20 protein-coding genes are annotated in these 19,850 nt (G+C 74.2%); 6 read left to right on the forward strand and 14 right to left on the reverse strand.

The features are described from left to right. From K304_RS0119105 to K304_RS0119150, 10 genes are all read right to left on the reverse strand, one after another. Entirely contained in the window at positions 1–786 is a 786-nt protein-coding gene (locus tag K304_RS0119105; protein WP_027765059.1) for an ABC transporter ATP-binding protein, read from the reverse strand. After that, positions 783–1,778 carry an iron chelate uptake ABC transporter family permease subunit gene (locus tag K304_RS0119110; protein WP_037791127.1) on the reverse strand — a complete coding sequence of 332 codons (996 nt, stop codon included), beginning with the start codon at positions 1,776–1,778 and terminating at the stop codon, positions 783–785. The genes K304_RS0119105 and K304_RS0119110 overlap by 4 nt, the downstream gene beginning before the upstream one ends. Further along, positions 1,775–2,797: an iron chelate uptake ABC transporter family permease subunit gene (locus tag K304_RS0119115; RefSeq protein ID WP_027765061.1), complete on the reverse strand. Its 1,023-nt coding sequence runs from the start codon at positions 2,795–2,797 to the stop codon at positions 1,775–1,777. The genes K304_RS0119110 and K304_RS0119115 overlap by 4 nt, the downstream gene beginning before the upstream one ends. Beyond that, positions 2,794–3,789 (reverse strand): ABC transporter substrate-binding protein, encoded by a 996-nt coding sequence (locus tag K304_RS0119120; RefSeq protein ID WP_027765062.1) that lies wholly within the window; start codon positions 3,787–3,789, stop codon positions 2,794–2,796. The genes K304_RS0119115 and K304_RS0119120 overlap by 4 nt, the downstream gene beginning before the upstream one ends. A gap of 131 nt (positions 3,790–3,920) precedes the next feature. After that, entirely contained in the window at positions 3,921–4,769 is an 849-nt protein-coding gene (locus K304_RS0119125; protein ID WP_027765063.1) for a siderophore-interacting protein, read from the reverse strand. After that, positions 4,766–5,005 (reverse strand): phosphopantetheine-binding protein, encoded by a 240-nt coding sequence (locus K304_RS0119130; RefSeq protein ID WP_027765064.1) that lies wholly within the window; start codon positions 5,003–5,005, stop codon positions 4,766–4,768. Before K304_RS0119130 ends, K304_RS0119125 begins: the two co-directional genes overlap by 4 nt. Then, entirely contained in the window at positions 5,002–5,670 is a 669-nt protein-coding gene (locus tag K304_RS0119135; protein ID WP_027765065.1) for an isochorismatase family protein, read from the reverse strand. The genes K304_RS0119130 and K304_RS0119135 overlap by 4 nt, the downstream gene beginning before the upstream one ends. 5 nt (positions 5,671–5,675) lie before the next feature. After that, positions 5,676–7,283: an AMP-binding protein gene (locus K304_RS0119140; RefSeq protein WP_027765066.1), complete on the reverse strand. Its 1,608-nt coding sequence runs from the start codon at positions 7,281–7,283 to the stop codon at positions 5,676–5,678. Further along, positions 7,280–8,470: an isochorismate synthase gene (locus K304_RS0119145; protein ID WP_486591732.1), complete on the reverse strand. Its 1,191-nt coding sequence runs from the start codon at positions 8,468–8,470 to the stop codon at positions 7,280–7,282. The genes K304_RS0119140 and K304_RS0119145 overlap by 4 nt, the downstream gene beginning before the upstream one ends. A 23-nt stretch (positions 8,471–8,493) precedes the next feature. Continuing rightward, the gene (locus tag K304_RS0119150) at positions 8,494–9,276 is read right to left on the reverse strand and encodes a 2,3-dihydro-2,3-dihydroxybenzoate dehydrogenase (protein WP_027765068.1); all 783 of its coding nucleotides are present in this window, start codon (positions 9,274–9,276) and stop codon (positions 8,494–8,496) included. Between the two features lie 308 nt (positions 9,277–9,584). Between K304_RS0119150 and K304_RS0119155 the strand changes: the two genes are divergently transcribed. Genes K304_RS0119155 through K304_RS0119170 form a run of 4 tightly spaced genes read left to right on the forward strand, consistent with a single transcriptional unit; the run spans position 9,585 to position 15,745 of the window. After that, positions 9,585–10,847, forward strand: a complete 1,263-nt coding sequence (locus K304_RS0119155; RefSeq protein WP_027765069.1) for an ATP-grasp domain-containing protein — start codon at positions 9,585–9,587, stop codon at positions 10,845–10,847. Then, positions 10,844–12,793, forward strand: a complete 1,950-nt coding sequence (locus K304_RS29960; RefSeq protein WP_078529376.1) for an IucA/IucC family protein — start codon at positions 10,844–10,846, stop codon at positions 12,791–12,793. Before K304_RS0119155 ends, K304_RS29960 begins: the two co-directional genes overlap by 4 nt. 7 nt (positions 12,794–12,800) lie before the next feature. Next, complete coding sequence (locus tag K304_RS0119165) at positions 12,801–14,537, forward strand: IucA/IucC family protein (protein WP_027765070.1); 1,737 nt, start codon at positions 12,801–12,803, stop codon at positions 14,535–14,537. After that, on the forward strand, positions 14,534–15,745 hold the full coding sequence (locus K304_RS0119170; RefSeq protein WP_027765071.1) for a type III PLP-dependent enzyme: 1,212 nt from the start codon (positions 14,534–14,536) through the stop codon (positions 15,743–15,745). Before K304_RS0119165 ends, K304_RS0119170 begins: the two co-directional genes overlap by 4 nt. A gap of 52 nt (positions 15,746–15,797) precedes the next feature. On the opposite strand, the gene K304_RS0119175 is transcribed toward K304_RS0119170, so the two are convergent. The 3 genes from K304_RS0119175 to K304_RS0119185 form a co-directional block, all read right to left on the reverse strand. Further along, positions 15,798–16,550: a DUF2470 domain-containing protein gene (locus K304_RS0119175; protein ID WP_027765072.1), complete on the reverse strand. Its 753-nt coding sequence runs from the start codon at positions 16,548–16,550 to the stop codon at positions 15,798–15,800. A 90-nt stretch (positions 16,551–16,640) separates the two neighbouring features. Next, entirely contained in the window at positions 16,641–16,865 is a 225-nt protein-coding gene (locus K304_RS29965; RefSeq protein WP_027765073.1) for a hypothetical protein, read from the reverse strand. A 59-nt stretch (positions 16,866–16,924) separates the two neighbouring features. Beyond that, positions 16,925–17,539 (reverse strand): hypothetical protein, encoded by a 615-nt coding sequence (locus K304_RS0119185; protein ID WP_027765074.1) that lies wholly within the window; start codon positions 17,537–17,539, stop codon positions 16,925–16,927. Positions 17,540–18,025: 486 nt separating this feature from the next. On the opposite strand from K304_RS0119185, the gene K304_RS0119190 reads away from it, so the two are divergent. Then, positions 18,026–18,805 (forward strand): hypothetical protein, encoded by a 780-nt coding sequence (locus K304_RS0119190; RefSeq protein WP_027765075.1) that lies wholly within the window; start codon positions 18,026–18,028, stop codon positions 18,803–18,805. 14 nt (positions 18,806–18,819) lie between these two features. After that, positions 18,820–19,476, forward strand: coding sequence for a sortase domain-containing protein (locus K304_RS0119195; RefSeq protein ID WP_027765076.1), 657 nt, complete (start codon positions 18,820–18,822; stop codon positions 19,474–19,476). A gap of 76 nt (positions 19,477–19,552) precedes the next feature. On the opposite strand, the gene K304_RS0119200 is transcribed toward K304_RS0119195, so the two are convergent. Next, a partial coding sequence (locus K304_RS0119200) for a DUF4394 domain-containing protein (RefSeq protein ID WP_027765077.1) occupies positions 19,553–19,850 on the reverse strand: 298 nt, incomplete at its 5' end.

A 19,850-nucleotide genomic window follows, 5' to 3' on the forward strand; every position in this document is an offset into this window, starting at 1 on the left:
TCAGTCTCCTTGGAGGGTGGGGACGACCATCGGCGTGTCCGTCACCGGGTCGGGGACGATGATGCTCGGCAGGTCGAAGACTTCTTTGATCAGCGCGCTGTCCACGATCTGTGAGGGGTCGCCCTCGGCGACGACGCGGCCGTCGCGCAGGGCGATCAGGTGGTCGGCGAACCGGCACGCCTGGTTGATGTCGTGGAGGACGGCGATCACGGTGCGGCCCTCGTCGCGCAGTCCGGCCAGCAGGCCGAGCAGCTGGTACTGGTGCGTGATGTCGAGGAAGGACGTCGGTTCGTCGAGCAGCAGGTAGGGGGTCTGCTGGGCGAGCACCATCGCCATCCAGACCCGCTGGCGCTGTCCTCCGGACAGCTCCTGCACCGGGCGGTCGGCCAGCTCGGAGACCCCGGAGGCGGCCATGGCCCGGGTGACGGCCTGCTCGTCCTGAGCCGACCACAGGGCCAGAAGCCCCTGGTGGGGAAACCGTCCGCGGCCCACGAGCTGACGGACCTTGATGTCGTCGGGTGCCAGCGGGTCCTGGGGGAGGAAGCCGAGCTGCTTGGCCAGCGCCTTGCCGGGATAGTCGCCGACCTCGCGCCCGTCGAACGTCACTTGTCCGTCGGCGGGCTGCAGCAGCCTGACCAGCGCGCGGAGCAGGGTCGACTTGCCGCAGGCGTTGGGGCCCACGATGGCGGTGAACGCGGCGTCGGGGACGTCCAGGGTCAGACGGGTGGAGACCACCCGCTCTCCGTAGCGCAGGGTGATGTCCCGCGCCGTCAGGCGTGCGGTCATGCGCGCCTCACCTCCTTGGTCAGCAGCCAGATCAGGTAGCCCCCGCCGATCGCGGTGCTCACCACGCCGACCGGCAGCGAGACGGGTGCCAGCAGCACCTGGGCGACCAGGTCGGCTCCCAGCAGCAGCACCGCGCCGGTGAGCGCGGCGGGAAGCAACGGCACCCCGGGCGAGCCGGCGAGCCGGCGGCCGATCTGCGGTGCGGCCAGGGCGATGAAGGCGATGGGTCCGGCGACGGAGGTGACCGTCGCCGTGCAGCCGACGCCGACGAAGACCATGAGCAGCCGCAGGCGGTCGAGCCGGACGCCGGTGGTCACGGCGACGGAGTCGCCGAGGGCGGCCTGGTGCACGGCGTGCGCCCCTGCGGTGATCAGGGCCAGCAGCACGCCGATGACGGCGAAGGGGATCCACAGGTCGGACCAGCCCACCCCGTTGAGGGAGCCGGCGCTCCAGCCGACGGCCGCGATGGCGACCTCGAGTTCGGCGCGCAGCACGATCCAGGAGTTGACGGCGGTGACCATGGCGTTGACGCCGATGCCGATCACCACGAGCCGCAGGCCGGAGAAGCCGCGGTCGAAGGACAGCAGATAGATCACCGCGGCGACGATCAGTCCTCCGAGCACCGAACCGGCCGCCAGCTGGGACGAGGTGCCCGACAGCACGGTGAGGGCGACGAGCGCGCCGGTGTAGGCGCCCGCGTCGAGCCCGATCACGTCGGGGCTGCCCAGCGGGTTGCGGGTGAGGTTCTGGAAGAGCGCGCCGGCCACGCCGAGCGCGAGGCCGAACACCACGGCGGCGGTGACGCGCGAGAGCCGCCACTCCACGATCACCACGGACGGCTCCGTGCCGGCCAGGGCGGCGAACACCTCGGCGGGGGAGCTCCAGGAGGCGCCGTGGCAGAGCCCGAGCAGGGCGAGTCCGAGCGTGCCGGCGACGAGGGCCGCGACGACCGTGGCGAAGCGGGGTTCGAGCCGGATTCCGAGTGCGGTCACAGCGTCCCCGCCCCGTGGCGCCGGACCGCCCAGATCAGCATGGGTCCTCCGAGGAACGCGGTCACGATGGCCACCGGCACCTCGCCGGTGGGCAGCAGCACCCGCGACCCCATGTCGGCGAGCAGCAGCAGGATCGGTCCGAGGATCATCGAGTAGCCCAGGAGCCAGGGCACCGAACCCGCCGAGGGCTTGCGGACCAGGTGCGGCACGATGAGCCCGACGAACAGGATCGGCCCGGCCACCGCGGTCGCGGCGCCGGAGAGCACGACGATGAGCACCAGCGTGCTGGAGCGCAGGCGGGCGACGCCGGCGCCGAGCGTGTGGGCCACGGTCTCGCCCAGGGCCAGCGCGTTGAGGGCGCGGCTGATCACCAGCGCCCCCAGCAGGGACCCGGCGATCGCGGCCAGCGGCAGGAGCAGCGGCGCCTGTTCGCGGGCCGCCAGCGACCCCACCGACCAGAACCGGTAGACGTCGAAGACGTCCGGGAACATCAGCCGCATGCCGAGGGCGATGCCGGTGAGGACGGCGGTCAGTGCCACGCCGGCGAGCACCAGGCGCAGCGGTGACCGCCGGCCGACTGCGGCGACCAGCAGTGCCGCGGCCACCGATCCGAGGACCGCGAGGGCGAGTTCACCGGCGGGCCCGGCGGCAACGCCGAGCGCCGACCCGAGGGTGATGGCGAACCCGGCGCCCGCGGTGACGCCGAGGACGCCGGGTTCGGCCAGCGGGTTGCGGGCCAGGGTCTGGATGAGCGCGCCCGCGACGGCCAGTGCGGCGCCGACGGCGACGGCCAGCAGCGCGCGTGGCGCCCGGACGTCCCGTACGACCACGTGGTCGTCGGTGCCCTGGTAGTCCAGGAGGGCTTGCAGGACCTCGGTCGGCGCGACGGAGCGGGCGCCGACTCCGAAGCTGAGCACGGCGACCACGGTCAGGAGTGCGAGCCCGCCGACGAGGAGACCGACGCGCGCGACGGTCTCCCCGGTGCTCGCGGTCTTCGTCGCGGGAGCGGCTGCCGTCACTGATCCAGCAGCGGCGCGAACGCCTTGTCGGCCGCGTCGAGGGTCTGCATGGCCTGCCCGTAGGTCGCGGCCTCCGTGTAGCGGATCGGGAAGGTCTTCCCGGCCTTCACGGCGGGCAGGTTCTTCCACAGCGGGGAGTCCATGACGTACTGCACCGACTCGGGCACGCTGCCGTCGGCGTTGACGGAGTAGGTGAGGGCGTCCGCGTCGCCCAGGGAGTCCGGGATCTCCTCGATCGAGGGGTACTCGCTGACCGAAGCCGAGCCCGGGCCGGGCTCCTTGACCTCGCCGTAGTACGTCGCGCCCATGTCCTCGACGATGTTGGGACCCCACGAACCGCTGAACTCGCGGTGGAAGGTGCCCTTGGCGACCTCGCCGTACGCGCCGACGTGGCCCATCTTCAGCTGCGGGAGCACGTCCTTGTACTTCTCGCTCAGCTTCTCGGCTTCGGCCTCGTACTCGGCCTTCGCCGCGTCGAACCGCTCGAGGGCACCGGCAGCGTCGGACTGCTTGTGGGAGAGCTCGCGCCAGGCGGACGGCACGGTGGGGCCGATCGCGACGACGGGGGCGATGGACTCCAGCCGCTCGACGTCGATGTCGCCGAGGACGGGGGCGGGAACACCGATGACGATCAGGTCGGGCTCGGCCTCGGCGATGGCCTCGTAGTTGGTCTCGGCCGCCTGCTCGCCGGCGACCTTGGTGAGCTTCTTGTAGCGGGCGAGCGTCTCGTCGTCCATCATCGGGACGCCGCGCTTCCAGGACGAGATGCCGACCAGCGGTGCGTCGGCCTCGATGAGGGCGGGCACGGCGTATCCGGTGGCCACCACGCGCTGCGGGTCGGCGGGGATGGTGATCTTGCCGTTGTCGGCCTTGAACGCCCGGGTCTCCGCCTTGCCGTCCTTGTCCGTCCCGGCCTCGGACGTGCCGCAGCCGGTCAGGGCGACGGCCAGAGCGAGGGCGCCGACGAGGGCGGAGGATCTGCGTATCGCCATGCGAAGTTCCTTCGTGGTTCAGTGGGTTCAGCCAGTGGCTTAGGTAAGGCTCACCTTATCGTGCCGGATCGGGGCAGCACGACGGGGCAGGGGTGTGAGGTAGTGCGCCCGCCGGTGTGGCGTGCCGTCAGTCAGTGGTCCTCGTCGAAGGCCGCGACGCCGCGCTTCCAGTAGCCGGTGATGTCGTAGTCGGCCCGGTCCAGCTTCAGCGTGTCGCGGACCCAGCGGCGCAGCGGCTTGATCTGCCCGGCTTCGCCGGCGACCCAGACGTACAGCCGCTCCCCCTCGGGCGGGGACACCCCGGTGACGGCGCGTTCGAGGGCGTCGTCGGAGCCGGCCGGACGATCCCCGCGGTACAGCCAGTGCACCTCGACGCCGTCGGGCGCGGACAGCTCGATCTCCTCCGCCGCGTCGGCGACTTCGACGAACGCCCACCCCCGCGCGCTGCGCGGCAGCTCCTCGAGCCGCCGGGCGATCGCCGGCAGGGCGGTCAGGTCACCCGCCATCAGATACCGGTCGTACGCGTGCGGGACGATCAGGCCGCCGGGCGGACCCGCGACGTGCAGCACGTCACCCGGGCGAGCGGTGCGCGCCCACCCGGACGCGAGACCGCCCTCGTGCAGCGCGACGTCGATGTCGATCTCCCGCGCGGCCGGGTCGTAACGGCGCACCGTGTACTCCCGCGCGGTGGGCATCGGCCGCGGCCAGCGCAGCATGGTCCCGTTCGGCTCGGGCAGCCGCAGCGAGCCGTCCGGCTCCGGGAAGATCAGCTTCACGTGCTCGTCCGGCGCGTGCGCCTCGAACCCGTCGGTGCCCTCGCCGCCGAGGGTCACCCGCAGCAGACCCGTCCCCACCGCGACGGTGCGGACGACCTCGGTCCTGCGGATACCGATCGGGTAGCCCACTTTCGCGGCGGAGCGCCCCTCGCGGACCTCGGCGATGCGTTCCAGGTGGCGCTGCCTGTCGTCGACGAGACTCATTCCGGCCCACCCGTCAGCAGCGCCGTCCAGTGGCCGAGTTCGGGCCGCTCGGCGAGGTCGGGGAACTCCAGCGTGGACGCGCCCCCGGCGCGCCAGCGCTCGACCAGCGTCATGATCCGCATCGAGTCCAGGCCGAGGTCGATCAGGTCCTGGTCGGGCGCGATCGCGGCGGGCTCGCAGTCCAGCAGCTCCGCGACGTCGGCGCGGACCCGGTCGGGGGTCAGGGTCTGGTTCATCGGGCGGCTCCTGCCGGGATCGGTGCCGACAGCGCGGCCAGCGCGTCGGCGGTGGTGGTCACGACGCCGCAGCGCTGGGCGACGTAGGCGCAGGTCTCGTCGTGGCGTGCGCGCGAGAAGTCGGCCACCGCGTCGGCCACCAGGAACGGCTGGACGTCGCGCATGAACGCCTCCACCGCGGTGGACTGCAGACCGATGTGCGCGTAGATGCCGGTGATCAGCAGCTGGTCGCGGCCCAGTTCGGCCAGCCGGTCGGCGAACGCGCTGCGCTGGAAGGCGCTGTAGCGCCACTTGACCAGCACCTCGTCGTCCTCGCCCGGCGCGAGCGCGTCGACGATGTCGGCCGCGCGCGGGTCGGAGTCGATGACCGCGCCGATGCCCTGGCCCCAGAACTCGGTGAGCAGTCCCCGGTCCGCGGGGTCCTGCCGGCCGGGCTGCGCGGTGTAGAACACCGGCACGCCCTGCGCGCGGGCGGACTCGGCGAGGCGGGCGATGTTCGCCGTCATCTCGGGCACCGGCGCGCCCGCGTACGGCGCCAGGAAGTACCGCTGCATGTCGTGGACCAGCAGCGCCGCGCGTGTCCGGTCGGGCCGCCATCCGACCCGCCCCTCGGGCAGTTCGTCGGCCCGGGGCAGCGGATAGGGCCTGATCTCGGGTAGGGACACGCTCGTCACTCCTTCCGCGCGAGCGCGGCCAGTGCCGCCCTCAGCTCGCGCTTGCTCGTCTTGCCGACCCCGGTCACCGGGAAGTCCTCCACCACCTGGACCAGATCCGGCACCTTGAACGCGGCCACGCCCCGGTCGCGCACGAACGCGCGCAGGTCGCGTCCGGCCGGCGAGGCCCCGGCGGCGGGCACCACGTAGGCGCAGGTCCGTTCGCCCAGGTACGGGTCGGGCACCGCGACCACCGCGGCGTCGAGCACGTCCGGGTGGGCCATGAGGTGGTTCTCGACCTCCGCCGCGGCGATCTTCTCACCGCCCCGGTTGATCTGCTCCTTGGCCCGGCCCACGACCTCCAGCGCTCCGGTGGGGGTGCGGCGCACCAGGTCGCCGGTCCGGTAGAAGCCGTCCGCGGTGAACGCGGTGGCGTTGTGCTCCTCGGCCCGGTAGTAGCCGCGGATGGTGTACGGGCCCCGGGTCAACAGCGCGCCCTCCTCCCCCGGCGCGACGTCGGCGTCGGTGTCGGGGTCGACCACGCGGATCTCGTCGTCCGGCGAGATGGGGAGCCCCTGCGTGCCGAGCACGGTCTCCTCGGGGTCGTCCAGCCGGGTGTAGCAGACCAGCCCCTCGGCCATGCCGAAGACCTGCTGGAGCCGGCAGCCCAGTGCGGGGCCGATGCGTTCGGCGAGCTCGCGGCCGCACTTGGCGCCGCCCACCAGCAGCACCTCCAGGGAGGACAGGTCGCGTTCGGTGCGCGCGGCGGCCTGCACCCAGGCGGCGGCCAGCGGCGGCACGACGCCGGTGATCGTGACCCGCTCGGACTCGATCAGCCGGAACGCGGTGTCCGCGTCCGGACGCGGCGCCATGACGGTGGCGGCTCCCGCGTACAGCGCGCCCAGCACCCCGGGCGAGCTCAGCGGGTAGTTGTGCGACACGGGCAGGGTCGCCAGGTGGACGCTGTCCGGGCGCAGCCCGCAGATCCGGGCGCTCTCCCGCACGCTGTACAGGTAGTCGTCGTGGGTGCGGGGGATCAGCTTCGGCAGCCCGGTGCTGCCGCCCGACAGCTGCAGGAAGGCCACGCCCTCCGGGTCGGGGTCGGGCAGTTCGCGCGGCGCGGTCGCGGCCAGGTCGGCGAACGCGTCCGACCCGACCTCCAGCACCCGCCGCACGGAGCCCACTTCGGCGGCGACGGCCCGTGCGGTCGCCGCGTGGTCGTGCCGGTCGTGGGTGCCGACGGTGACGAGGGCGGCCGCCTCGCTGTGGGACGCGAAGTGCCGCAGCTCGCTCTCCCGGTGTGCGGGGAGGGCGAACACGGGCAGCAGGCCCGCCCGCCACATACCGAACACCACCGGCAGGAACTCCGGGATGTTGGGGAGCTGCAGCACGACGCGGTCGCCGGGCCGGAGTCCTTCCGCCAGCAGACCGGCCGCGATCCGGTGGGCCCGCTCGTCCAGTTCGGCGAAGGTCCAGCGGCTGTCCCCGCCCACGACTGCGGTGCGGTCGGCGTACGTGCCGGCCAGCGACGTCAGCAGGGCGCCGAAGGTCTGCCCGCGCCAGTGTCCGGCCGCGCGGTACCGCGCGGCCACCTCCGGCGGCCAGGGCACGTGGTCCACGGTCACGCGACGTCCTCCAGTCCGAGTGCACGCAGCAGCGTACGGAACTTCGCTCCGGTCTCGGCCAGTTCGGCGTCCGGGTCCGAGCCGGCGACGATCCCGGCGCCGGCCGAGAGGCGAACCGTCCGGTCGCACACCTCGGCGCTGCGGATCGTCACCGCCCACTCGCCGTCGCCGTCCAGGCCGGTCCAGCCGACCAGTCCCGCGAAGTAGCCGCGCTCCTCCGGTTCCAGGTCCGCGATGGCCCTGAGCGCCCGGGGCCCGGGCACGCCGCAGACGGCGGGCGTCGGGTGCAGCGCTTCGGCCAGGCCCAGCGACGAGCAGGCGGGATCGGCCGGGTCCTTGAGCCGCCCGGTGATCCGCGTGGACAGGTGCCACATGGTCGGCGTCCCGATCACCTCGGGGCGTTCCGGTACGTCGAGGTCGACGCAGAACCGGCCGAGCACCTCGGCGACCTGGGCGGCGGTGTGGGCGTGCTCGCCGAGGTCCTTGGCCGAGTCGCGAAGCCGCGCGATCCGTTCGCGGTCGACCGCGTCGTCGCCCGACCGGGGCGCCGATCCGGCCAGCGGATTGGCCACGACGGTCGCACCCCGGCGGGACACCAGGAGTTCCGGGCTCGCGCCGACGAGCGTACGGGGGGCCCAGTCGCCCGGGGCCGTGACGTCGACGGCGAAGGCGTAGGCGGCCGGGTCCGCCCGCACCAGCCGGGCCAGCAGCGCGGGGACCCAGACGGGGGCCTCGGCGGTCAGTTCCAGGGAGCGGGCCAGTACGACCTTGCGCAGTTCGCCGTCGCCGATGAGTTCCAGCGCGCGGCGCACGCCGTCGGCGTAACGGGCGGGTTCGGGGCGGGGCGTGACCGTCCATGCCGTTCCGGGCTCCGCCTCCGGGGCGCGTACCGCAGCCGGTGCGCCCGAGCGCCGCACGACCGAGGGGACGAACAGGCCGCTCTCCCCCTCCGGGCGGAACCTGACCGCTCCCGCGACCACGGGCTCGGCGACACCCGCCGTGGCGGCGGCCTCGAGCGCCTCGGCCGCGGCCATGACGCGTGCGCCGCTCCCCGGCCGCACCCAGGAGTGCACGCCGTCGGCGAGCAGCGCCCCTCGGGCCGAGGAGAAGTAGAACGAGCCGGGCAGGTACGCGGACAGGAGGTCGGCGGCCCGGTGCACGGGCCTGGGGCGCACCAGCGGGGGTATGGACACGTCAGCGATTTCCTTTCTCAGGCGCGCAGCGTCGCGCCGCCGTCGACGAACAGGTTCTGCATCGTGATGTGCCTGGCGTGGTCGGAGACGAGGAACAGGACGGCGTCGGCGATGTCGGCCGGCGAGGCGATACGGCCGAGCGGGATGCCGACGCGGTACTGCTCGGGACTGCCGGCGATGACCCGGTCGAGGTCGTCCTCGCAGGTCCACAGCTGACGCTGCATCAGGGTGTCGGTGGAGCCGGGCGAGACCACGTTGCAGCGGATGCCGTGGGCGGCCAGTTCGAGCCCCAGGCAGCGGGTCAGCATCGTGGACGCGGCCTTGGACGCGGCGTACGCACCCATGCCCGCGCGCGGCACGCCGCCGGCGTTGGAGGTGACGGTCACCAGCGACCCGCGGCCGCGCGGCGTCATCCTGCGGCCCAGTTCGCGCAGCACGTGGAACACCCCGGTGGTGTTCACGGAGAAGGTGTCCGCCCAGTCCTCGTCGGTGGTCTCGCACAGCGGGCCCGGCCGCAGGACGCCGGCGACGGACACCCCGATGCCGACCGGTCCGAGGTCCCGCTCCGCCCGGTCGACGACCTCGGCGATCGCGGCGGCGTCGGCCACGTCGGCGGTGAACGGGACGACCCGTCCCCGTGAACGCTCCGCGAGGGACGACAGTCCTTCGGCGTCCACGTCGACGGCGGCGACGGTCGCACCCTCGCGCACCAGTTCCTCGACCACCGCGGCGCCGATTCCCCTGGCCGCGCCGGTGACGAAGGCCACCGAGCCCGCGACTCCCGTATCCCGGGCTGACATGCGTCTCCCCCCGATCCATCAGACTAGGTAAGGCTAACCTAATCAGCAGTTCGGAGGTGTGGCAAGTCGGGGTCGGCGCGCGACGCGTGGAGCCGACGCCCTCGCCCGTACGCCTCTTCCTCCCCGCCGGGCGCCCGCCCCCGGGACGCACGGGCCCGGCCGGGCGGGAGAGCGGGCGGACCGGAGGGGACGACCGCTCCCCCGGCCACCCCTCCCCCAACTCTGCCGACAACACGGCCGGTTGGCGCCTTAAGGGTTGCCTAACTTAAGCTCGGCTGACTCCCGTGACGTGCCGGAAGGGACCTGACGTGCAGGTGTATCTGCTTGCCATGAAGCCGACCGACTCGGTCGGCCGGGGCTTCCTTCCGGCCGCCCGGCGACTCGGACTTCGGCTCACCCTGCTCACCGACCGCCCGGACGCCTACCGGGAGCACGGCACCGGCACTGCGGTCCGCGGGCCGGCGGACTCCGCACCGGGCGAGGAGCCGGAGGACGAGGTGCGGTGGGACGGTGTCGAGGTGCTCCGCTGCGACGTCGGGGACGCCCGCGCGGTGATCGGGCGGATCTCGGCCCACCGTGCCCCCGACGCGGTCTTCACCAACAGCGACCACCTGCAGACGCAGGCCGCGCTGGCCGCGTCCTACTTCGGGCTCCCCGCGAAGGACTGGCGTGCCGCGCTGCGCACGAAGGACAAGGCCGAGATGCGCAGGCATCTCGCGGCGTCCGGCGCGGACACCGTGTGGTCCGCCGAGATCGCGCCGGACGACGCCGTCGCCGCGCGGCTGCGGACGCTGGAGGTGCCGTACCCGTGCGTGGTGAAACCGCGTGAGGGCGTGGCCAGCGAGGACGTGTACCTCGCCGAGGACGCCGCCGGACTGGCGCGGCGCTGCGAGGAGATACGCGCTCGGCGCCCCGGCGCCGCCCTGGTGGTGGAGGAGTACCTGCCGGGCACGCTGTACACGCTGGAGACGGTCGGGGACGCCGACGACCTGCGGCCACTGGGGGGCTTTTGCACCCTACTGTCCCCGCCGCCCCATTTCGTCGAACGGCGCATGACCTACGTCCCCCGCCACCCGGAGCCGGTGACCGGCGCCGTGCTCTCCCAGCTCCGCTCCCTCGGCGTCGGCCTGGGCGCCTGCCACACCGAGTTCGTGGTCCACGAGGGACGGGCGAGGATCATCGAGGTCAACTACCGGGCGGTCGGGGACCACGGTGACCTGCTGCTGGCAGAGCTGCTCGGCGTCCCGCTCTTCGAGCGCGTCCTCGAACTGCACCTCGGGGCACCGCTGTCCGACGGGCTGCGACCGAACGACGGCGCGGCAGCCCGGATCGACTACGTGTGCGCCGAACGCGCCGGCGTGCTGACGTCCGCGCCCGCGGCGGTGGACGAGAACACCGCCGGACTGCGGCTGGCCTACCGTCCGCTGCGCCCGACCGGCGAACGTCACGACCTCCACCACACCAACCGGGACTACCTGGGGATACTGCGCACCCTCGGCCCCGACCAGCCGTCCGTGGACCGGGCGGCGGACCGCTTCCTGTCCTCCCACCGGTGGGAGATCACCGAGTGACCGCCGGGCCGGGGCCCGCGACGGGCCGGTCCGCCGATCCCGACCGCCGCCCCGGAACCGGCGGCTGCACGGCGGCCCCTCCTCCGGGTCTCCCGGGTCTCCCGGACGCCACCGGCGGCACGGGCCCGGCGCCGAACGGCACCTGCGCGGCGGAACGCGAACTGCTGGCACGCGTCCTCAGCGCGCTGCTGCGGGAGGACGTCGTCGGGCTGCGCTCCCGGTCGGCCCGGGTCGACGCCGACGACGGCCGCTGGCTCCGGCTGCCGGCCGGCCCCGGCCGGGCGCTGCTCCTGCCGGTACGGGACGACGGCTTCCAGTCCGCCCTGGCGGCCCGGCTGCCGCTGCTGCGCCGGGAGCCCGAGGGCTCCTTCCTGACCACGGTCGACGACGTCCTCGACGCGCTGGCCGAACTCGCCGCCCCCGAGGACCGTCCCGGTTTCGACGCCTTCGCCGCCGAGTGCCGCGCGGACCTGCTGGCCCGCCGGCTGCACGCGGCGACACGGCAGGAGCTGCACGCGCGGCTCGCCGACCGGTACGGCCCCGACCCCGCCCGCTGGCAGGGCCACGCGGCCTCCCTCGCCTTCGACGCCCTCGCGGCCCGTGCGGACCATCCGGTGTACCCCGCCTCGCGGGCCCGCGTGGGGCTGACCGAGCAGCATCTGCTGGCCTGGGCGCCCGAGTTCCACCGCCGCTTCCGGCTCCGGTGGCTCGCTCTGCCCGCCGAGGACGTCGTGCGCTCCGCCGCCCCCGGACACCGCCACCCGGACGACGGCTCGGAGGCCGCCTTCGGCGCGGGTCGCACGAGCCTGTTCACGCCGGACGAGGCGGACCTGGCGCCGCTCGCCGCGGCGGTGCCGAGGGCGTGGCGGCGCACCCATGTGCTGCTGCCGGTGCATCCGCTCGCCGTCGGCCCGGCGCTGCGGGAGGCCCTGGACGCCACCGGGCTGAGCGGGCGGGCCGCCGTCCTGGAAGCAGAACACCTCCCCGTCGTGCCCACCCTCTCGATGCGGACCGTCGCCCTCACCGGCCACCCCGGCACCCATGTGAAGCTGCCGTTGCCCACCTCGACGCTCGGCCTGCTCAACCGCCGCACGCTGCGCCCGGGCACTCTCCGGGACGGGGCCGCCTGCCGGCGCCTGCTGGCCCGCGTGGTGCGGCGCGAACCGCGCTTCCACGACCGGATCCTCCTCGCCGACGAGTCGCAGTACGCGTCGGCCGGGCACGAACTGCTGACCGTGCTGATCCGGCGCCAGCCACCGCTCGGCGGCGACGAGGTCGTCGTCCCGCTGGCCGCGCTCGCGGCCCCGGCACCCGACGGCCGCCGGGTGCTCGACTCCCTCGCCGACCGCTTCCACGGCGGGGACGTCACCGCACTCCTCGACGCGCTGCTCACCCTGCTGCTCGACTGGGGAGTCACGCTCTTCGGCTACGGCGTCGCGCTCGAGTCCCACCCGCAGAACGTCTCCCTCGTCCTCGGCGGCCCGCGCGGAGGCACGCGGCTGCTGTTCAAGGACAACGACGGGCCGCGCATCCGCCCCGACCGGCTGCTGAGCGCACTCGGCGACGAGGACGCCGCCCGCCTGCCCGTTTTCGACGACCCGCGCCTCCTCGTCAGCGACGACGGCGCCCTGGCGGACCTCTTCACCACCGTCACCGTCCACCTGTGCGCCGGCGCGTGGGCGTTCGCCCCGGGCACCGAGCACAACCGGCCGCGACGGGCGCTGACCGACCTGGTGAGGACCCGGCTCACCGAGGCCGTGGACCGGCTGTCCGTACGGGACCGCGACGCCGCGGGCGTGCTGCGCGCCAGGCTCCTGCACGCCCCGGAACTGCCGGTCAAGGCGATGGTGACGGCGGGCACGCTCCTGACGAAGGCGCGCTCCGGCGCCGCCGACATCAACAAGCACTACACCACCGGACCCAACTACCTGTTGCGGAAGGCGTGAACCGTTCGTGAACGGCCCCACCACCGCCCACTCGCCGGCGCGCGCCGGCGCGCGGCTCCCGACGGCAGGCGAGGCGGTCGCCCACACCCTCCTCAACTGCGTGCTGCGCGAGGTGGCCGGCCCGGACGCCTGCCGCGTCACCGACGGGCGCCTCGTGCTGCGGCTGCCCTCGTCCGGCGTGCTGCTCCGGGTCGGGCTGCGCCGCACGTCCCTGCTGGGTGCGCACCGGTTCACCGGGCCCGTGGACGCGCACACCGGCCGCGGCTGGGGCCGGACCTCCTGGGAGCGGCTGGCCGAGCTGGTGCACGCCGAACTGACCCTGCTCACCGGCGCCCGCAACGACGAGTTCACGTCCCAGGTCGCGTCGAGCCACCGCGCCGTCCGCAGCGCCCTCGCCCGGCCCGCCCCTCCGCCCCGCACGCCCCCGTACGCGGGCGACCCGGTCGCGGCCTACCTGGCGAGCGAGCAGTCCCTGCTCTTCGGCCACCGGTTCCATCCCACCCCCAAGGCGCACGGCGCCGACGCGGCGGACTGGGCGGCGTACGCGCCCGAGGAGGGTGCCCGGTTCCCGCTGCGGATGCTCGCCGTGCGCGAGGAACTCGTCACCGAGGACGCCTCCCGGCCCGGCGCCCTCGCCCCGCTGGACCGCCTCGGCACGGCCCCCGCCGGGTACCGGCTGCTGCCGTCGCACCCCTGGCAGTACCGGCTGCTGCAGCGCCGGCCCGCCCTCGCCGCCGCCCTGGCCGACGGTTCCGTACGGGACCTGGGGCCGGGCGCCGAACCGGTCGTCCCCACCGCCTCGGTACGCACGGTCCACGACGGCACGTCCTTCCTGAAGTTCAGCCTGGACGTGCGCATCACCAACTGCGTCCGCAAGAACGCCTCCTACGAACTCGCCGGAGCGGTGGCCCTCACCCGGATTCTGGAGCCGGTGCTCGACGACCTGGCGCTGCGGCACCCCGGCGCCGCGGTGCTCCGCGAGCCCGGCTACCGCAGTATCGCCCTGCCCTCGGCCGGAGGCGGCGTCGACCGCACCCTGCTGGAGGGTCTCGGCGTCATCGTGCGGGAGGGGATCGGCCCGCACCTGCCCCCCGGTGCCACACCGCTGCTCGCCGCGGCCGTCGCCGACGAGTACGCCCCCGGCCCCGGACGCGTCGGTGCGCTGCTGGGCGACGGCGCCGATGCCGCGGCGGTGCTCGCCTGGTGGGAGCGGTACGTGGACCTCGTCGTGCCGCCGGTGCTGACGCTGTTCTTCCGGCACGGTGTCGTCCTGGAGCCGCACCTCCAGAACGTGGTCGTCTGCGTCGACGCCGACGGAGCCCCGGTCCGCGTACTCTTCCGGGACCTGGAGGGGACCAAGCTGGTGGCCGGGCGGCACGACGCGGCGCTGGCGGGCCTGGACCGCGACGTCGCGGCGGGACTGACCTACGCGCCCCGGCAGGGCTGGGACCGGGTGGTCTACTGCCTGCTCGTCAACCACCTGGCGGAGGTGCTGGCAGCGCTCGCCGACCTGCGTCCCGACGCCGAACCGCGGCTGTGGCGGCAGGTCGGGGGCACCCTCGCCCGCTGCGCCGCGGACCTCGGCGCGCCGCCCGCGCTCCGCTCCCTGCTCGCCGGGGAGCGGCTGCCGGCGAAGGCCAACCTGCTCACCCGCTGGCGCCGCGCCGCGGACCGGGACGCCGGCTACGTCCGGCTCCCCTCCCCGCTCGCCGACCGGAACGTGACGAGGGGACCCGTGCGTTGACTCTTCTCACCCCCGCCGTGCACGCGCAGGCCCGCGCACTCCGCGACGACGAACTCCCCTGCTACCTCTACGACCTGGCGGCACTGCAGGAGCACGCGTCCTCCGTCCGGGCCGCGCTGCCCGGGGCGGTGGAGCTGTACTACGCGGCCAAGGCCAACGCGGAACCGGCGGTCCTGCGGGAGCTGGCTCCGTTCACCGACGGTTTCGAGGTCTCCTCGGGCGGTGAGCTGGCGCATGTGCGCCGGGCGGTTCCCCGGAGCCCGCTGGCGTTCGGCGGGCCGGGCAAGACCCCGACCGAGATCGCCGCGGCACTGCGTGCGGGGGTGGAGCGCTTCCACGTGGAGAGTCTGCACGAACTGCGTCTGCTGGCCCGCGCGGCCTCCGAACGGCGCGGCACGGGGTGTGCGCGGCCCCGGGTGCTGCTCCGGCTCAACCTGCCGGTCGACGCGCAGGCGCTGACGGGCAGTGCGCTCGCCATGGGCGGCGGGGCGGCGCCCTTCGGCATGGACCCGTCGGAGGCGGGTGACGCGTGGAAGCTCCTCTCGGGCGACGCCGCGGACCACCTGGAGCCGGCCGGTCTGCACGTGCACCTGGCCAGCGGTCTGTCCGCCGAGGCCCAACTGGCGCTCACCGACGAGATCCTCGGCCGGGTGACGGCTCTCGCCGGCCGCCACGGACTGCCGTTGCGGGAGGTCACCGTCGGCGGCGGGATGGCCGTCGACTACACGCGGCCCTTCGAGCGGTTCGACTGGACGGCCTTCGGCGCGGGACTGGCCCGGCTGGCACGGCGCCACCCCGGGCCGGTGCTGCGGATCGAACCCGGCCGCGCGCTGACCGCGTACTGCGGCTGGTACGCCACCGAGGTGCTCGACGTGAAGCGCAGCCGGGGCGAGGACTTCGCGATCGTCCGGGGCGGCACCCATCACCTGCGGACGCCGGTGACGAAGGGGCACGACCAGCCCGCAGAGGTCCTGCCGGTGGACGACTGGCCGCATCCGCCGCCCCGGCCGCACGTGCGCGGCGACCGCGTCACCGTGGCCGGGCAGCTGTGCACGCCGAAGGACGTGCTCAGCCGGGGACTGGTGGCGCCGGGTCTGCGGGCGGGCGACCGGGTGGTCTTCGCACTGGCCGGGGCGTACGCGTGGAACATCTCGCACCACGACTTCCTGATGCACCCGCGGCCCGGTTTCCGCTTCCTGACGCCGTGACAGTGCCGGGAGGGACGGGTGAGGGCCGAGGGCACCCGTCCCTCCCGGGGACTCAGCGGGCCAGGCGCCGCCGCCCGTGTCCCGGCGCCCGACGGGCGCGCGCCCTCGGCGTCACCGGCCTGCGCATCAGGAGGTCGATCTGCTCCCGCACCTCCGAGGCGTCGCGCACCGGCGCGGGGAAGCGGACACGAAGGTCGGTGTGCCCGTCGCCGTCCTCTGCGCGGAGGGTGATCCCGTAGCGGTCGATCGCGTACGGCAGGACCCGTGCCGGCGGAAGCGCGGGCCCTGTGCCGGCGAGTCCGGCCAGGTGCGCGACGATGTCCCGGTGGTCCTCGTGCAGATGCGTCAGCATGGGCGCCTCCTGCGTGGCGAGCACGTCCGGCCGTGCGCGTGCGAGCACGTCGGGCCGGATCTCCTCGGTGGCCTCCGCCCGACGCAGTTCCGCTCGCACCGTGTCGAACCGCAGCACCACCGCGTCCGGTGCGGTCTGCTCGGCGGCGGCCTCCAGCCGGCCCGAGAGCGTGACGCGGGCCCTGACCCGGTCGCGCACGGGTGTCGGTGCGATGTCGGTGAAGTCCAGCCGGGCGATGAGGAGTCCGTGCGGGGCACACAGCGCCTCGACGGTCAGCGGGCTGTCGGCGGGGGCGTGGAGATGCACCCGGCCCCGGCCGTCGACGGTGTGCATGCCGATCAGGTCGTACGCGGCGCTGTGCGTCGTCAGGCTCAGCGACTCGGCTGCGGCGACGGCGGACCGGAGCCGCTCCGCGCTGCTGGGACGTCCGTCGTGGGCCGGGAAGCGGACCATGAACCCTCCTTAGGTAAGGCTTACCTAAGCTAGCAGATCCCCGGGGGGCCGCCCCGGGCGGCGGGTCCCACCGCTCACACGCTCACACGCTCACACGGCAAAGGAGATCCAGACGTCCGGGGGCACGTCGTCCCGTCCGGGTACCGGACGCCGCTCCTCGGCCCAGGACTCCCCCGCGACCTCGCCGGCGGCCCGGCGCCAGAAGCAGGCCGCACCCTCGTTCGCGTCCTGGAACGCCGGCTCCCACGCCCCGGGGTGCCGCTCCAGCACCGGGACCTCACCGGACCCGACCAGCCGCACCGTCGTCTCGTCCATCCGTCCACCCCGGGAAGGGCGCGGCGTCCGCCGCGCCCTTCCCGCTCGTCACGCGCCCGTCACTCGGGCACCGCCTGCACGCTCTCCGCGACGTTCCCGCTGTGGCACTGCACCGTCGCCACGTCCGGGGCGCTCACCACACGACTGCCCGTCACGACGTAGCCCTGACCCGACTGGAGGTTCCGGCACTGGGCCTGGGCCCGGTAGCGCCCGGTGTCGCACTGCGCCTTCGCCCGCCCGTAGTAGTGGTTGTTCCCCTCGTGCACCCACTCGATCCACGACGTGCAGCCGGTGACGCCCGCCGCCGGGGGCTCGGCCACCGCGTGCACGCTCTCCGCCACGTTCCCGCTGTGGCACTGCACGGTCGCCACGGAAGGCGCACCGGTCACGCGCGTCCCGTAGACGACGTACCCCACCCCGCTCTGCAGGTTGCGGCACTGCGCCTTCACCCGGTACGTGCCGGTGGCGCACTGCACGTTGGCCCGCCCGTAGTAGTGGCTGTTCCCCTCGTGCACCCACTCGACCCACGACGTGCAGCCCGTGGGCGCAGCCGCGGGTGCGGCCTGCGGCGCGGCGGGCGCCCCGCCCGTCGGCGTGACCGCCTGGGCTGGGCCCGCCATCAGCCCCAGCCCGAGGAAAGCCGTCGCGAGAGCGAGTATCCGACGTCTGAACACCGTTGCCTCCAGGAACCGTTGAGAACGTGCCCGGCGGGCACGAAGTCACGGAAAGTACCACCGGCATGCCCCTCGGCACGGGCGGCCCGGAAGACTTCTGGAGGTCCCCCGCGACCCCGGGGACGACCGGTGTGCCGCGCGCGGTGGCGGGGAACCCCACCGGCCGCACCGAGCGGCGGGGTACCTGCCGGGCACGCGGCCACCCGTCTGCCCCAGCCTCCGGCGCCCGACCTTCCTCCTCCTTCCGGGGACCGGAGGGTGGTGCGGGCGGGTGGCCGTTCACCTGCAAGGACCCGGTCGGACCCTGAGGAACCGGACCGGGAGAACACCCGCGGGGTTGGGCGAATCGGCCCACCCGAGGGCCGGCGTCGCGGTGGCGGCCCCGTGCTCGCCGACGGAGGTTCAGGACGTGTACGGAGCCGTGTCGGCCCGCGCCGCAGCGGCGCCGGCGGCACGGCGACCTCGTCTGCCAGCTGGAGAATCCCGATGAAGAGAACTGTCACGGCCGCCCTCGTCGCACTCGCCGCGGCCGCGCCGTCGGTGGCGCTCGCCCCGGCCGCCACGGCCGGCGGCATGCCCACCCCCGACGGCCACAAGCCGCTCACGCTGCACGCCAAGCTGGACCCGTTCAAGGTCAACAGGGTCACGGGCCACGGCTGGGCGAAGGTCCACCTCAAAGGCCGTCACGTCACGGTCAAGATCAAGACCAGGGGCCTGCTCGACGCCCCGCACGCCCAGCACTTCCACATCGCCGCCAGGGGCGTGTGCCCGCCGGACTCGGCCGCGACCAAGCACAACGGCAAGCTCTCCCTGTCCACCGTGGACGGACAGCCGTTCTACGGGAGGATCGGCACCTCGCTCACGACCCGCGGCGACACCAGCCCCGCCTCCGGCCTGGCCGTCGACCGTTTCCCGACCGGCTCGAGCTACCACTACGCGCGCAGCTTCACGGTCAGCAAGGAGGCCGCGAAGTCGCTGCGCGCCGGCACCGCCGTCGTGGTGGTGCACGGCATCGACTACAACGGCAACGGCAAGTACGACTTCAACCTCGGCAAGAGCCTCCTGGACCCGAAGCTTCCGGCCGAGGCCACCTTCCCGGCGCTGTGCGGGGCGCTGAAGAAGTCGCCGCACGGCGGCATCTCCGGCGGTCAGGGCGGCACCCAGGCCGGTGACGACACCCCGACCGCGGCCGCCGCCACGGGCGGTGCCCTTCTCCTCGCCGCGGCGGGCGCCTACTGGATGCGCCGCCGCAGCACCGACGCCTGACCGGGCGTCCGTCCATGCCGACTCACCGGCACACCGGCCGCCGCGGTCTGCTGACCGCGGCGGCCACCGCCTGCACCACGACCGGCCTCGCTCTGCTCGCGATGGCCTTCGCCCCGCGGCAGCAACCTCCCCCCGCGCCGCCTCCGTCCGCCGCCCGCGGGGATTCCGGGGTGCCCTCCTCGTCGGCGGAACAGCGGGGCGCTCCCGGCCGGGAGGCGATGGCGCGGTCCGAGCCGTCGCGGATCACCGGACGGAGCGTCGGACTGTCGGCGGCCGTCACGCCGGTCGGCCTGGCCGACGACGGGTCGGTCGCACTGCCCCGGGACGCGGACCGGGCCGGCTGGTACGACGGCTCGGTCACACCCGGCGAGGCGGGCAACGCCGTCCTGGTCGCGCATGTGGACTCCACCTCGGGTCCCGCCGCGTTCTACGAACTCGGCGCGCTGGAGGAAGGGGACCGTGTCACCGTCCGACGGCGTGACGGGTCCACCGCCCGCTTCACCGTCACCGGCATCGCCGTCCATCCCCGGGACGAGATGCCCGCCGCGGTCTACCGGCCCACCCTGCGTCCGCAGCTCACCCTGATCACCTGTACGGAATGGGACTCCGAGACGCGCGCCTACCGCAGCAACCTCGTCGTCACCTCCCGGCTCACCGGTGGCCGGGGCTGAGCCCCACGCACGCGTGGTGCGGTGCCGGCCCGAGGGGGCGGCACCGCACCACGCGGCTGTGCGGAGCGACGAACGGTCAGTGCTGGTTGAGCGGCAGCGCCACGTCGGCGATCTGGCGGCGCTCGGGGAACGCGCCCACCTTGTGCGCCTCGCCGGTGAGGACGTTGACCTCGTAGAAGCGGTAGGAGCCGTTGACCCGCAGGGCGGCGAAGCCGCTGTTGGTGCCCTTCTTGGGGCAGTAGTAGATGTCGAACCCGGCCGAGGGGCCGACGTTCACGCCGAGCGCGCCGACGGCGGCGAGCGTGCCGGCGTTGGCCGGGGACTGCAGCGACACGCGGTCGTTGCGGGTGTCGATGTCGAACAGCGTGGTGGCG

Source organism: Streptomyces sp. CNS606, from assembly GCF_000426325.1.